14 protein-coding genes are annotated in these 12,251 nt (G+C 72.8%); 8 read left to right on the top strand and 6 right to left on the bottom strand.

Features of this window, described 5'->3' with window-relative positions:
* Positions 1 to 4: 4 nt before the first annotated feature.
* The 3 genes from KF840_26055 (at position 5) to KF840_26045 (ending at position 2,778) form a co-directional block, all read left to right on the top strand.
* Positions 5 to 1,015, top strand: a complete 1,011-nt coding sequence (locus KF840_26055; GenBank protein ID MBX3028371.1) for a site-2 protease family protein — start codon at positions 5 to 7, stop codon at positions 1,013 to 1,015.
* Complete coding sequence (locus KF840_26050; GenBank protein ID MBX3028370.1) at positions 1,012 to 1,479, top strand: cytidine/deoxycytidylate deaminase family protein; 468 nt, start codon at positions 1,012 to 1,014, stop codon at positions 1,477 to 1,479. Before KF840_26055 ends, KF840_26050 begins: the two co-directional genes overlap by 4 nt.
* Positions 1,480 to 1,671: 192 nt before the next feature.
* Positions 1,672 to 2,778, top strand: coding sequence for a hybrid sensor histidine kinase/response regulator (locus tag KF840_26045; GenBank protein MBX3028369.1), 1,107 nt, complete (start codon positions 1,672 to 1,674; stop codon positions 2,776 to 2,778).
* Positions 2,779 to 2,781: 3 nt separating this feature from the next.
* On the opposite strand, the gene pdxH is transcribed toward KF840_26045, so the two are convergent.
* From pdxH to KF840_26025, 4 genes are all read right to left on the bottom strand, one after another.
* A complete protein-coding gene (gene pdxH, locus KF840_26040) occupies positions 2,782 to 3,411 on the bottom strand; it encodes a pyridoxamine 5'-phosphate oxidase (GenBank protein ID MBX3028368.1) in 630 nt (209 codons plus the stop codon).
* A gap of 67 nt (positions 3,412 to 3,478) precedes the next feature.
* Entirely contained in the window at positions 3,479 to 3,958 is a 480-nt protein-coding gene (locus KF840_26035) for a nuclear transport factor 2 family protein (GenBank protein ID MBX3028367.1), read from the bottom strand.
* Positions 3,959 to 3,995: 37 nt separating this feature from the next.
* Positions 3,996 to 5,015: an ATP-grasp domain-containing protein gene (locus KF840_26030; protein ID MBX3028366.1), complete on the bottom strand. Its 1,020-nt coding sequence runs from the start codon at positions 5,013 to 5,015 to the stop codon at positions 3,996 to 3,998.
* On the bottom strand, positions 5,015 to 5,995 hold the full coding sequence (locus tag KF840_26025) for a hypothetical protein (protein ID MBX3028365.1): 981 nt from the start codon (positions 5,993 to 5,995) through the stop codon (positions 5,015 to 5,017). The genes KF840_26030 and KF840_26025 overlap by 1 nt, the downstream gene beginning before the upstream one ends.
* A 187-nt stretch (positions 5,996 to 6,182) precedes the next feature.
* On the opposite strand from KF840_26025, the gene KF840_26020 reads away from it, so the two are divergent.
* On the top strand, positions 6,183 to 6,848 hold the full coding sequence (locus tag KF840_26020) for an HAD family hydrolase (protein MBX3028364.1): 666 nt from the start codon (positions 6,183 to 6,185) through the stop codon (positions 6,846 to 6,848).
* A gap of 217 nt (positions 6,849 to 7,065) precedes the next feature.
* Positions 7,066 to 7,548: a DUF4440 domain-containing protein gene (locus KF840_26015; GenBank protein MBX3028363.1), complete on the top strand. Its 483-nt coding sequence runs from the start codon at positions 7,066 to 7,068 to the stop codon at positions 7,546 to 7,548.
* Positions 7,549 to 7,650: 102 nt separating this feature from the next.
* Here KF840_26015 and KF840_26010 read toward each other — a convergent pair whose 3' ends face one another.
* Positions 7,651 to 8,394, bottom strand: coding sequence for a VOC family protein (locus KF840_26010; GenBank protein ID MBX3028362.1), 744 nt, complete (start codon positions 8,392 to 8,394; stop codon positions 7,651 to 7,653).
* Positions 8,395 to 8,412: 18 nt separating this feature from the next.
* Between KF840_26010 and KF840_26005 the strand changes: the two genes are divergently transcribed.
* Complete coding sequence (locus tag KF840_26005; GenBank protein MBX3028361.1) at positions 8,413 to 9,759, top strand: cytochrome P450; 1,347 nt, start codon at positions 8,413 to 8,415, stop codon at positions 9,757 to 9,759.
* An 86-nt stretch (positions 9,760 to 9,845) separates the two neighbouring features.
* Positions 9,846 to 10,337: a DoxX family protein gene (locus KF840_26000; GenBank protein ID MBX3028360.1), complete on the top strand. Its 492-nt coding sequence runs from the start codon at positions 9,846 to 9,848 to the stop codon at positions 10,335 to 10,337.
* Between the two features lie 58 nt (positions 10,338 to 10,395).
* Here the strand turns inward: KF840_26000 and KF840_25995 are convergent, their stop codons facing one another.
* Positions 10,396 to 11,256, bottom strand: a complete 861-nt coding sequence (locus KF840_25995) for a GNAT family N-acetyltransferase (protein MBX3028359.1) — start codon at positions 11,254 to 11,256, stop codon at positions 10,396 to 10,398.
* 87 nt (positions 11,257 to 11,343) lie between these two features.
* Here KF840_25995 and KF840_25990 point away from each other — a divergent pair, with 87 nt between their 5' ends.
* Positions 11,344 to 12,138, top strand: a complete 795-nt coding sequence (locus tag KF840_25990; protein MBX3028358.1) for a dienelactone hydrolase family protein — start codon at positions 11,344 to 11,346, stop codon at positions 12,136 to 12,138.
* The last annotated feature ends 113 nt before the right edge of the window (positions 12,139 to 12,251 follow it).

Genomic DNA, 12,251 nt, shown 5'->3' with positions numbered 1-12,251 from the left:
GGCGGTGTCCGATCCGATCAGCCTGCGCAGTCGCCCCTACGCCGACCACGAGCTCTCCCCGGGCTATCGCGTCGCCGAGCCGGCGTTGCGCCGCCGGCCGCGGCCCGCGCTGCACGTCCTGCTCTTCGCCGCCACCTTCGTCAGCGCCACGCTCGCCTACGCCATCTCGTTCGGCGGCGTCGATCCCTTCGCCAATCCGGCGGGTGTCGCCGTCGGCGTGCCGTACGCGTTCGCGCTGCTCAGCATCCTGCTGGCGCACGAGCTCGGCCACTACGTCCTGGCGCGCGTGCACGGCGTCGATGTGACGCTGCCGTTCTTCATTCCGGCGCCGCCGCTGTTCATGATCGGCACCCTCGGCGCGTTCATCCGCATGCGCAGCATGCCCCGTGATCGCCGGGCGCTGTTCGACGTCGGCGCCGCCGGGCCGTGGGCGGGCATCGCGGTCACCGTGCCGCTGCTCGCCATCGGACTGGCGCTGTCGGACGTGAAGCCGGCCGCGCCGAGCCCCGAAGGGGGATTCTATCTCGGCGAGCCCCTGCTGCTGCGGGCCCTGATGTGGCTGGTGCTCGGCGTCTCCAGCAACGACGTGACGGTGATGCTGCACCCGATCGCCATGGCGGGATGGGTCGGCCTGCTGGTCACGGCGCTCAACCTGATGCCGGTCGGCCAGTTGGACGGCGGCCACGTCATCTATGCCGCGCTCGGACCGCGCTGGCATCGCTGGATCGCGCTCGGGACGATGACCACGCTGATCGTGCTGGTCGCCGGCGGCGCCACGAGCTGGCTCGTCTGGGCCCTGCTGCTCCTGGTCCTCGGCCTCCGCCATCCGCGCATCGCCGACGACCAGATGCCGCTCGACCCCGCGCGGCGCTGGGGCGCCGCCGCGTCGATGGTGCTCTTCGTGCTCACCTTCATGCCGGAGCCGCTGCGTTTCGTGCCGCCGCCGATCCCGCGCTCGCCCGACGCCATCCCGGTGTCGGCGCCGGCGCCGCCACCGCGGAGCCTGCCGCTATGAGCGACCCCCGACCGAGCTGGGACCAGTACTTCATCACCATCACGCGCCAGGTCGCCGAGCGCTCGACCTGCACCCGCGCCAAGGTGGGCGCCGTGATCGTGCGCGACCGCAGCATCCTGGCCACCGGCTACAACGGCGCGCCGGCGGGACTGCCGCACTGCCTCGACGTCGGCTGCCTGGTCTACAAGTCGCAGAATCCGAACGGCGACTGGGAAGAGAACTGCTTCCGCACCATCCACGCCGAGATCAACGCCATCGCCCAGGCGGCGCGCCACGGCGTCGCCATCCGCGACGCCGCGATCTACATCACCCACACCCCCTGCATCCATTGCTTCAAGGTGCTCATCAACACCGGCATCACGCGCATCTGCTACGAGAAGCCGTACAAGCTGGCCACCCTCGAGGAGCTGCGCCGCTACGCGCCACAGGTCGAGCTCGCCGCCGTCGCGCCGTCGGCAACGTAGCGATCGCGCTCCGGCGGCGCCGCGTCGCGGCGACCCGTCCATGCGCCATCAGTCTGCCGATTCGGTGACGCTGCCCGCGGTCCGGGCGGCGCGCGCCGCGTCCCCCCGCCGCCTCCGGTTCGCATGGCATGGCGCGTGCAACCCGCTGAGGGTTCGCGCCATGCCCCCCCTCGTCGCCGCTCCACCCACGAGATGTCCGCCGTCGCCGATGGACCGCTGATCCTCGTCGTCGAGGACGACGACACCCAGGCGCGGTTGACCGAGCGCGTGCTGCGCCGACACGGCTTCCGCAGCCAGCGGGTGGCCACCGGGTTCGAGGCGCTGGCGGTGCTGCAGCGCGGCCTCGACGCGGTGGTGCTGCTCGACCTCGGTCTGCCCGACATGCCCGGCATCGAGGTGCTCGAGCAGATCGTCGCCCGCAGCGAGGAGACCCCGGTGATCGTCGTCACCGGCATCGACGACCTGACCGTCGCCGTCGACGCCATCCGCCGCGGGGGGTGGGACTACGTCGTCAAGCGCGTCGACCTCAACCACCTGAACGAGCTGCCGCACGTCATCCGCCGCAACCAGGATCGCCAGCGGCTGGTGCGCGAGCGCAACCTGTTCCGCTCGATGCTCAGCCACGACATCCGCAACCCGCTCAACGTGATCTTCAACTACGCCGACATGATCGGCGACGAGCCCGGCCTCAGCGCCGGGGCGCGTCAGCTCCTGCAACGGATCAAGGACAACGCCGCCAGCACGCTCAACCTGGTCTGCAACTTCGTCGAGCTCGGCCGCATCGAGGGCGGCACCCTGACGTTGGACCGCCGGCCGCTGTGCCTGACCGCGCTGGTGCGCGAGGCGATCGCCCGCCAGGAGGCGCTCGGCGCCGCCCGCGGCGTCACCCTCACCCTGGCGAACGACGACGAGCTGGCGCACGTGCCGGCCGACGGCGCCTACATGGAGCGCGTGCTCACCAACCTGATCGGCAACGCCCTCAAGTTCTCGCCGGACGGCGCCACGGTGACCGTCGGCCTGACCCAGGAGAATGGGTGCGTGGCCGTGTCGGTGTCGGACGATGGTCCGGGCATCGCCCCCGACGAGCTCGGCACCATCTTCGACAAGTACCGCCGCGGCCGCGCCACCGCCGCCGTCGAGGGCAGCGGGCTCGGCCTGTTCATCGTCAAGTCGGTCGTCGACGCGCACGGCGGCAGCATCGAGGTGCGCAGCGAACCCGGGCACGGCGCCACGTTCATTCTCCGCCTGCCGCTCGCCGCCCCGGCGCCGGCGACGAGCCCGCTGCGCGCCGCCTCCTGACGGCTACGGCTGCAGGCGGCGGAGGCGCCAGCCGCCGCGCGTCCGCGTGAACAGCTCGCGGTCGTGCATGCGGAACGGTCGCAGGGTCCAGAACTCGATGCAGCTCGGCACGACGCGGAATCCCGTCCAGTGGGGCGGCCGGGGCACCGGGGCGTCGCGGTAGCGGCGCGCCAGCTCCCGCCAGCGGCGCAGCAGCGCGGCGCGGTTCGCGATCGGCGCGCTCTGGTCGGAGGCGGCGCCGCCGAGCTGGCTCTCCCGCGGCCGCGTCGCCCAGTACGCGTCCGCCTCCGCGGCCGTCACCAGCTCGACCCGGCCCTCGACCCGCACCTGCCGCCCCAGCGGCTGCCAGTGGAAGACCAGCGCCGCCCACGGGTTCTCCGCCAGCTCCCGCCCCTTGCGGCTGCGCGCGTTGGTGTAGAAGACGAAACCGTCCGCGTCGGCGTGCTTGAGCAGCACCACCCGCACCGACGGCCGACCGCGGCGATCCGCGGTGGCCAGCGCCATGGCTTCCGGCTGCGGCAACGCGGCGCGCCGCGCGGCCGCGAACCAGCGGCGGAAGCGGGCAATGGGATCGGCGGACATCGCGGTCGTGGGCGGGCGCCGCCCGGGCGGCGCCGGACCAGACACCCTCATGGCAAGTTCGCGGGCGCTTGTCACGATCCCGCCGGGCCCGTTGCGGCGGCGGCGGCGCCGGGACCCGCTACACGTCGGCGAGACCGTCGGCGAAGAGCGACACCGCCTCCTCGTGTCCCAGCACCCGCGTCACGCGGCGGGCGATCGTCCAGGCGCCGTCGCGCCGCTCCAGCTCCCAGCGGTTCATGCTGACCCGGTAGATCGCGATCGCCTCGTCGCCCCGCAGATAGACGCGCGAGTAGCCGAGGGCGACGGCGCGGTCGCCCTCGACGCGCACCAGCGCCGGGCCGATCTGGTGCGCGCAGCGGCCGACCATGCCCTGATGGCGCTCCGACCGCACCATCGCCGCGATCTCGTCGCGGCCGCGCATCAGTCGCACGTCGGCGTCGTACACGCCGTCGGCGGCGAACACCGCCGCCGTCCGTTCGCCGTCGCCGGTGTCGACCGCCAGCCCGTAGCGCGCGATCAGGCGATGGATCGCCAGCTCGTCCTCGACCGCGCGGAGGCGGCGCTCGAGCGCGGCGAGGCGGTGCGCGGTGTCATCCATGGCGGTCTCCTCGCCGCGGACCGGCGCGGCGCGCGGGTTACGCCGAGCGGTCCGGGCGCCAGCGCAGGCCGAGGTTGACGATGCGCTGCAGGAGCTCGGGATAGTCGATGCCGGCGCGCTCGGCGGATTCGGCGAAGTCCTCGCCGTAGGCGAGCTGCGGGTTGGGGTTGGCCTCCAGCACGTGCACCTTGCCGGCGTCGTCGAGACGCAGGTCGATGCGGGCGTAGCCGCTCAGATCGAGCGTCCGGTAGACGCGTTTGCAGAGATGCTGGACCTGTTCGGCGACGCCGTCGGGCAGCTTCGCCTGCGCCGTCTTGATGCCGCGCTTCTGCTGGTAGACGCGGCTCCACTTCACGCGGTCGGTGGCGATGTGCCAGAGCTCGTCCGGCATCTTGGTGAACAGCAGCTCCCACACCGGAAAGACGTCGAGCCGTTGGTTGCCGATGATGCCGACGTACAGCTCGCGGCCGCTGATGTAGCGTTCGACGATGGCGTCGGTGCCGAGGGTCTCGTGGATGAAGCGCACCCGCTCGGCGAGGTGGGCGTCGTCCTCGACCACGCTCGCCTGCGAGATGCCCGCCGACGCCTCGCGGGTGAGCGACTTCACGATCACCGGGAACGGCATGCGCTTCGGCCGCCGCGCCCGGCGGCCGATCGGGATGACGGTGAACTCGGGCACCGGGATGCGGTGGTAGGCGAGCAGCTTCTTCGACAGGCCCTTGTCGCGCGCCAGCATCAGGCCGCGCGGATTGCAGCCGCTGTACGGCGTGCGCAGCAGCTCGAGGTAGCTGACGACGTTGGAATCGAAGAGCGGCACGCCGTGGAAGTGCTCGAGGAGGTTGAGGACGATGTGCGGCCGCTGCTCGTCGATGGCGCGGCGGATGGTGCCGAGGTCGTCGCCGACGCCGAGCGTGCGCACCTCGTGGCCGGCGTTGCGCAGCGTGACGGTGACGTCGAACTCCATCTTCCAGTCCACTTCGGTGGTGTCGATGCCGGTGACGTCGTCGGGCGGCACCAGGTCGGCGTGGACCAGGGCGAGAATGCGCAGCGTCTTCATCAGAGCCACACCCGGTGCCGGCCGCTGTGCAGGAAGTGCATCGTCTGCACGGCGACGAAGATGGTGAAGTCGAGCTTGGCGCGTTCCTGGTCGCCGGCGAGCCGCAGGTTGAGCTCGCGGCAGCGCTTGTCGATCTCGTCGATGACCTGGTTGATGACGTACTGGTACTCGCCGGTCCAGCGCGCGACCAGCACCCGCACCTCGCGGCGCGTGCGGCGGATGAACGCCGCGGCGGTGGGATGGCCGCGCGCCTCCGGCGCGTCGGAGAACAGGCGACGCAGGTCGCGGTCGAAGACGTTGGAGTAGTCGACGCCGTAGCGCTGGCGCTTCTCGCGGTAGTGCTCGCGCAGCGTCTTGCGCAGCCGCGGCAGCGCGTCGACCGTGCGCCGGTTCGCCACCTGCGGCGCCTGGGCGGCGATCTCGCGCATCAGGCCGTCGACGTACTCGAGCTTCTTGAGCGCCGGCCAGTCGTGGTAGCGCGCCCGCCACGGCGCGTCCGGCGTCAGCCAGACGGCGAACGTCTCGGCGAAGTCCTCGTCGGGATGGCTCTGCGCGTACCAGGGCTCGAGGTGGAGGACGAAGCTGCGGCTGTAGGGCCGCGGCGTGTAGTACTCGGGGTACGGCTTCGACGAGAGGCCGAAGAGCTGCTGGCGGCGATGCCGCCGGCGCAGGCGGTAGGCGTTGTCGAGCGCGTGCCCGGCCTCGTGGCGGAGGATCCGCATGCACCATTCCGGGGTGCCGCCCTCGACCTCGAGCATCTGCGCGAACTCGAGCTTCGCCAGCCGCGGATGCGCCATGTAGAACGGGATCGCGACGCCGGGCACGCCGTCGGGCGTGTACCAGTCGTCGGACAGCCAGAAGTGCGGCCGGAAGTGCGCGAAGCCGGCGGCACGCAGCTCGCGGTAGAGCTCCCTGATGCGCGGCTCCAGCTCGCTGCCGCGAATGCGCAGACCGAGATCGCACAGCCGCACGTCCAGCAGGTGCTCGTCGGACCACGTCTCCCATGCCGGCGGCGCCGCGGGCGCGCGCGGCGCGCGCGCCGGGGCCGGCGGGTGCTGGCTCCGCTCCGGTTCCGCCATGTCCGCGGGCACCGTTGCCGCGCCCGCCGCGGGCCGTCAAGCGATCGCCATCCCCAGCGGCCCGATTCTGTGCCACAAGAGGGTCGGGATGGCCGCGCCGCGGATCGCCTTCTTCGACCTCGACAAGACCCTCATCAGCCGCAATTCGGCGACCCTCTGGATCCGCGCCGAGATGGCCGACGGGCGCTTGTCGCGCCTGCGCGCCCTGCACGCGTTCACCTACGTCGTGCGCTACAGCCTCGGCCTGGTCGAGATCGAGGACACCATCCGCCGCAGCGTGACGACCATCGCCGGGCAGCGCGAGGCGGAGATGGCGCGGCGAGCCGTCGACTTCTACCGCGCCCGCGTGCGGCCGATCTTCCGCCCCGGGGGGCGCGCCGTGCTCGATGCCCACCGCGCCGCCGGCGACCGGCTGGTGCTCCTCACCTCGTCGTCGAGCTACGTCGCCGAGCAGGTGACGCGCGACCTGGCGCTCGACGACTACCTGTGCAGCCGCTTCGAGGTCGACGCCGACGGCTGCTACACCGGCCGCCTCATCGAGCCCCTGTGCTACGGCCGCGGCAAGCTCGAGCTCGCCCGCCGCTGCGCCGCCGCGCACGGCGTCGGCCTCGAGGCGTGCGCCTTCTACACCGACTCGATCGCCGACCTGCCGATGCTCGAAGCGGTCGGCGAGCCGGCCGCCGTGCATCCCGACCCGAAGCTGCGCCGCCTGGCGCGCCAGCGCGGCTGGCCGGTCCTCGACTGGGGCGCGTGAGCTCGGACATGACCCACGCGGAGCAGCGGAGCAGCGGAGACGGCGGTCGTCATCCCGGCGTCGACGCCGCTTCCGGCGGATCGGCGGCACGAGCCTTCCGCGTGCGATCGCGATCCTGCGGCAACCCCTGGGTGCCGCGGGCCGCCTCTTCCAGTGCCGCGATGCGCGACATATCGGTGCAGTCTCACGATCGATGTCCGTTCAAAAGGGGGTACGCATGGTGTGGATACGCCTCATTGCGCCGTTCGCGCTGATCGCGGTGATCGCGTCGAACGCAGATGCGGGATCGCACGGGAAGAAGGACGCCGGGCGCGAAACGCGAGCGGCCATCGAAGCGGCGAATGCCGCGTTCAGCGCGGCCTTCGCGCGCGGCGACGCCAAGGCCCTGGCGGCGATGTACACGTCCGACGCCATCATCTTTCCGCCGGACAGCGAGCCGATCCGTGGCAACGAGGCCATCGGCGAATTCTGGAAGGCGACCCGCGATGGCGGGGTGCGGAGCGCGACGCTGACGACCGCCGATGTGGAGGGCAGTGGAGACCTCGCGTACGAAGTGGGGACGGTCTCGCTGGCGATCGAGGCGGCGGGAAAGGCGCCGACCACGGCGGTGGCCCAGTATCTCGTGGTCTGGAAGCGGCAGGCCGGTGGGTCCTGGAAGCTGCACCGGGACATCTGGAACAACCTTCCCGCCGCGAGGTGATCGCGTCGCCCTGCGGCAACCGGCGCCGCCGAGGAAGACGACGGCGGCGCTGGCGCGGCGGGGCGCGGGAATCGCGCATGGACCGCCGCCGCCGCGGCGCGATCACGCCAGGCGCAGCGTCGTGCCGCAGATGCGGACCCAGTCGTCCCCGTGCGCGAGCCCGCGCGCGGCGGCGGCGGCCACCGCGGCGGCCGCGTCGGTCGCGTGCAGGTCGATGGCGACGACGCCGTCCTCGCCCGCGGCCGCGCCGGGCAGGAAGCGCAGGCGGCCGGCGTCGAGGGCGATCTCGTGCGCGCCGCCGCGCCGTTCGGGGCGGCGGTCCAGCAGCGACGCCCAGCGCGCCGCGGTCGCCGCCGGGTCGGCGCACGCCATGTCGACGGCGGCGAGTCGGTCGACGACGGCGGTGCGGCGATGGCGGGCCCAGTCCGCGCCCGCCCAGCGCCACGCGGCTGGCGGGCGCGGCGTGTCGACGGAGAGCAGCGCGCCACCGAGATCACGGGGATGGAAGTGCGTGCCGCTGATGTCGTCGAGATCGATCGACCAGACGATGCGCGCTCCCTGCGCCGCGGCGCGCCGGCGGGCGGCGTCGGTGTCCTCGACCTGCACCATGACCATGTAGCCGCAGTCGCCGCCCCGCCGCGCCAGATAGCGCCCGGCGGCGCTGTCGGGCGCGGTCGGCGCCACGACCTCGAGGAACGTGTCGCCGACCGGCAGCACGGCGTTGCAGAGGCCGAAGACCGCGACGCCCGGATCGTTGAAGGACACCTCGATGGCGAGCACGGCGGCGAGATCGGCGACCACCCGGTCGCGGTCGTGGGCGGCGAAGGCGATCTGTCGCAGGCGCATGACACACTCCACGCTGGAATGCCGCAAGAGGCCATATCGCGCGGCGCCGCGCCAGCGCGCGCGGGGGGACCGCCGGCGGCCGACCGCCGATTGCCGCTGACGACGCGCTGTGCTTCTGCTCGCGCCGTGGACGTCGATCTCACCGATCTCGACCGCTTCGCGAACGGCTTCCCGCACGAGACCTTCACCGTGCTGCGGCGCGAGCGGCCGGTCTGGTTCCATCCGCCGACGGCGCACACGCCGGGCGGGGAGGGGTTCTGGGTCCTGACCCGGTATGCCGACATCGTCGCGGCGGCGAGCGACGCGGCGACGTTCTCCTCGCACACCGGTGGCGGCCGGGACGGCGGCGGGACGCTGATCGAGGATCTCCCGAGCGGCTTCGCCGCCGGCGTCCTGCTCAACATGATGGACGATCCCCGCCATCGCCTGATCCGCCGCGTCGTCGCGCCGGCGCTGTCGCCGCGCATGCTGCGCGAGCTCGAGGACGAGCTGCGCCAGCGCACGGGCGCCATCCTCGACCGGGCGCTGACCCAGCCGCGCTGCGACTTCCTGGTCGAGGTCGCCGCCGAGCTGCCGCTGCAGGCGATCGCCAAGCTGCTCGGCGTGCCCCAGGCCGATCGCCACGCGCTGTTCGGCTGGGCCAACGCGACGCTCGACTACGACGACCGCGATCTCGGCGCGCCGAGCGAGAAATCCGCCGCCGCCGGCGCCGCGATGTTCGCCTATGGCAGCCAACTGATCGAGGAGAAGCGGCGCGCGCCCGGCGACGACCTGCTGTCGGCGGTGGTCCACGGCGCGCTCGCCACGTCCGACGGCGCCGGCGAGCCGATGACCGATCTCGAGTTGCAGATGTTCTTCAACCTGCTGGTGCACGCCGGCAGCGAGACGACCCGCAACTCGCTGGCGCTCGGGGTGCTGGCGCTGAGCGAGCGGCCGGCGGCCTGGCAGCGGCTGCAGCGCGATCCGTCGCTGGTGCCGTCGGCGGTCGAGGAGATGCTGCGCTGGGCGTCCTCGACGCCGTACAACCGCCGCACCGCGACGCGCGACGTGACGGTGGGCGGCGAGCGCATCGGCGCCGGGGACAAGGTGACGCTGTGGTGGGCGTCGGCCAACCGCGACGAGGCGGTGTTCGCGGCGCCCTTCGAGCTCGACGTCGCCCGTTCCCCCAATCCGCACCTGGCCTTCGGCCACGGCGCCCACTTCTGCCTCGGCGCCGCCCTGGCGCGCCTGGAGATCCGCGTCGTGCTCGAGGCGCTGCTGGCGCGCTGCGCGCGCATCGACCTCGCCGGTCCGGTGGAGTGGACACGCAGCAACAAGCACACCGGGCTGCGCCACATGCCGGTGGCCTTCCAGCGGCGCGATTGACCTCGGCGGCCGCCCGGCGGCCGGGCCCGCCGGCGTGAAACGCCAACGCGGCGGCTGCCATCCAAGGCGGCGAAGGAGGTCCACCAATGCACGCCATCATCCGCCTCGCCGGCGCCGTGAACGGGCTCGCCGGCCGCATCGCCGGCGCCCTCGCCTGGCTGCCGCCGACCCTCGCCCGGGTCGTCGTCGGCGTCGTCTTCGTGCAATCCGGCTGGGGCAAGCTGAGCGACATCGGCAGGGTCATCGAGTTCTTCACCAGCCTCGGCCTGCCGATGCCGGCGTTCCAGGCCTACCTGGCGAGCACCACCGAGCTCGTGTGCGGCGCCCTGCTGCTGGTCGGCTTCGCCACCCGCTTCGCGGTCGTGCCCCTGATCGTCACCATGGTCGTCGCCATCCGCACCGCGCTGTGGGACCAGGTCGACGGCGTCGCCAGCCTCTTCACGATGATCGAGTTCCTCTACATCGTGCTCTTCGTCTGGCTCGGGGTGAACGGCGCCGGTCCGCTCTCGGTCGACGCGCTGCTCGGCCGCGTCGCCGCGCCGGCGCCGGCGTCCGCGTTCGGCCGCCTCGCGGCCTGACCGCCGGCGACGCCCCGGGACGCGGCGGGCCGCCCGTTCGCGGCCGGGCCACGGGGGTTCAGAACAGCACGGACGGCAGGAACGCCCCGCGCGGTTCGTTGTACAGTCCGAGGCTCATCAGGGTGAGCGGCTGCGTCACCCGCAGGCCCTGGGAGAGGCACCAGCGGAAGAGGTCGCCATTGCGCGTCGGCACCAGGAAGCCGGGGCCGAAGAACATCGGGGCGGCGCCGATCAGCGCCTGCAGGTCGGCGTTGGTCTCGCCCACCGCGTGGCCCGGGAAGCCGAGCAGCGTCGCGTAGCCGGTGAGGCGGCCGTCGCGTTCGACGACCGTCGCCAGGCCCTGGCGGATGGCGTCGGCGACCTCCGGCTGGCGGGTGTGGCCGTGGACGCGGAAGTGCAGCACGTTGCAGCGCTCGGCGTCGTCCGGCCCGGCCGGCCGCACGGCGTGTCCGGGCACGGTCAGCGCGAGCGGCGCGCCCTGCATGCAGGCCAGCGGCTCGCGCACCTCGAAGCCGAGCTTGGCGTAGAGCGCCATCGAGCGGCCGTGGTACGCCGCCTGCACCAGGCGCACGCCGACGAAGCCGCGCCGGGTGGCGTCGTCGAGCGCGTGCTCCATCAGGTGCCGGCCGATGGCGGCGTCCTGCGCTGCCGGTGAGACGGTGATGGGCCCGATCGCCGCGATCGGCCCGGTGTCGGTGACGAAGCAGCTCCCGACCACGGTGCCGTCGACGACCGCGGCGGTCGCCGTGACCTCCTCGTGTCGCAGCATGCCGGCGAGCACCGACTCGGCGAATTCCGCCGACGGGAAGTCGGGCGGGAAATTGTGCTGCGCCGCGATCGCCGCGAACGCGTCGTAACAGATGCGGCCGCAGACCGCGGTGTCGGCCGCGGTGGCGGGACGGAGGACGACGCGTGGCATGGCGCGCCGACTATGCAGACCCGTCCGCGTTCTGTCGAGGTGCCGTCCGTTGCCCATGCGCCCGCCGCCTGTGCTACGAGCGCGCGCATGCAGGACGACCTGTTCCGGCCGGATGCGCTCGCCGACTTCGAACGCCGCGAGCTGACGTTCCTCGACCAGACCCGTCGCGTCTACGTCGCCGGCAGCGGCCCGGCGGTGATCGTCATGAGCGAGATGCCGGGCATCCACCCGCACGTCGCGCGCTTCGCGCGCTGGGTGCGCGACGCCGGGTTCACGGTCTGGATGCCGCACCTGTTCGGCGACGACGGCCGTCCGCCGACCACGCTCTACGGCCTGCGGACGATGGCGCGCGCCTGCATCAGCCGCGAGTTCCGCGCCTTCGCCGCCGACCAGTCGAGCCCGATCGTCGACTGGCTGCGCGCCCTGGCGGCGCACGCCCACCCGCTCTGCGGCGGCCGCGGCGTCGGCGCGATCGGCATGTGCTTCACCGGCAACTTCGCGCTCTCGATGATGCTCGAACCGGCGGTGCGCGCGCCGGTCCTGTCGCAGCCGTCGCTGCCGCTCTTCCAGCGCGGCGGCATGCACATCGCCCCCGACGAGCTGGCGCAGGTGCGCGAGCGTCTGCAGCGCGAGGATCTGACCGTGCTCGCCTACCGCTTCGCCGGCGATGCCTTCTGCCGCGCCGAACGCTTCGCCGCCTACGAACGGGCGCTCGGCGACCGCTTCGTCGGCCGCGTCCTGCCGGACTCCGCCGCCAACCCGGACGCGCCGATGAAGATGCCGCACAGCGTCGTCACCATCCACCTCATCGACCGCGCCGGCGAGCCGACCATCGCGGCGCGCGACGAGATCCTCGACTTCTTCCGCCTGCGCCTGCGCTGACCCGGCGCCGCGGCTAGTCCAGCGAGCCGTGACGTGACGAAAGCATTTCACCACGGAGGCACGGAGACACGGAGTAACCTGGACAGGAGGGGGTTCGGGGGCGAGATCCCCAA

The organism is bacterium, assembly GCA_019637795.1.
GTDB lineage: Bacteria > Desulfobacterota > Binatia > HRBIN30 > CADEER01 > JAHBUY01.
Note: the sequence above shows the minus strand (reverse complement) of the source record. Positions and strands in the feature narration are given on the sequence as shown.

What these genes read in the sequence shown, in the direction of transcription:
- KF840_26010 (MBX3028362.1), bottom strand. Translation starts at nt 8,394, where the DNA reads ATGCGCCTGCGACAGATCGCCTTCGCCGCCCACGACCGCGACCGGGTG.
- KF840_25990 (MBX3028358.1), top strand. Translation starts at nt 11,344, where the DNA reads ATGCAGGACGACCTGTTCCGGCCGGATGCGCTCGCCGACTTCGAACGC.
- KF840_26050 (MBX3028370.1), top strand. Translation starts at nt 1,012, where the DNA reads ATGAGCGACCCCCGACCGAGCTGGGACCAGTACTTCATCACCATCACG.
- pdxH (MBX3028368.1), bottom strand. Translation starts at nt 3,411, where the DNA reads ATGAGGGTGTCTGGTCCGGCGCCGCCCGGGCGGCGCCCGCCCACGACC.
- KF840_26000 (MBX3028360.1), top strand. Translation starts at nt 9,846, where the DNA reads ATGCACGCCATCATCCGCCTCGCCGGCGCCGTGAACGGGCTCGCCGGC.
- KF840_26045 (MBX3028369.1), top strand. Translation starts at nt 1,672, where the DNA reads ATGTCCGCCGTCGCCGATGGACCGCTGATCCTCGTCGTCGAGGACGAC.
- KF840_26005 (MBX3028361.1), top strand. Translation starts at nt 8,413, where the DNA reads ATGCCGCAAGAGGCCATATCGCGCGGCGCCGCGCCAGCGCGCGCGGGG.
- KF840_26030 (MBX3028366.1), bottom strand. Translation starts at nt 5,015, where the DNA reads ATGAAGACGCTGCGCATTCTCGCCCTGGTCCACGCCGACCTGGTGCCG.
- KF840_26020 (MBX3028364.1), top strand. Translation starts at nt 6,183, where the DNA reads ATGGCCGCGCCGCGGATCGCCTTCTTCGACCTCGACAAGACCCTCATC.
- KF840_26035 (MBX3028367.1), bottom strand. Translation starts at nt 3,958, where the DNA reads ATGGATGACACCGCGCACCGCCTCGCCGCGCTCGAGCGCCGCCTCCGC.
- KF840_26015 (MBX3028363.1), top strand. Translation starts at nt 7,066, where the DNA reads ATGGTGTGGATACGCCTCATTGCGCCGTTCGCGCTGATCGCGGTGATC.
- KF840_25995 (MBX3028359.1), bottom strand. Translation starts at nt 11,256, where the DNA reads ATGCCACGCGTCGTCCTCCGTCCCGCCACCGCGGCCGACACCGCGGTC.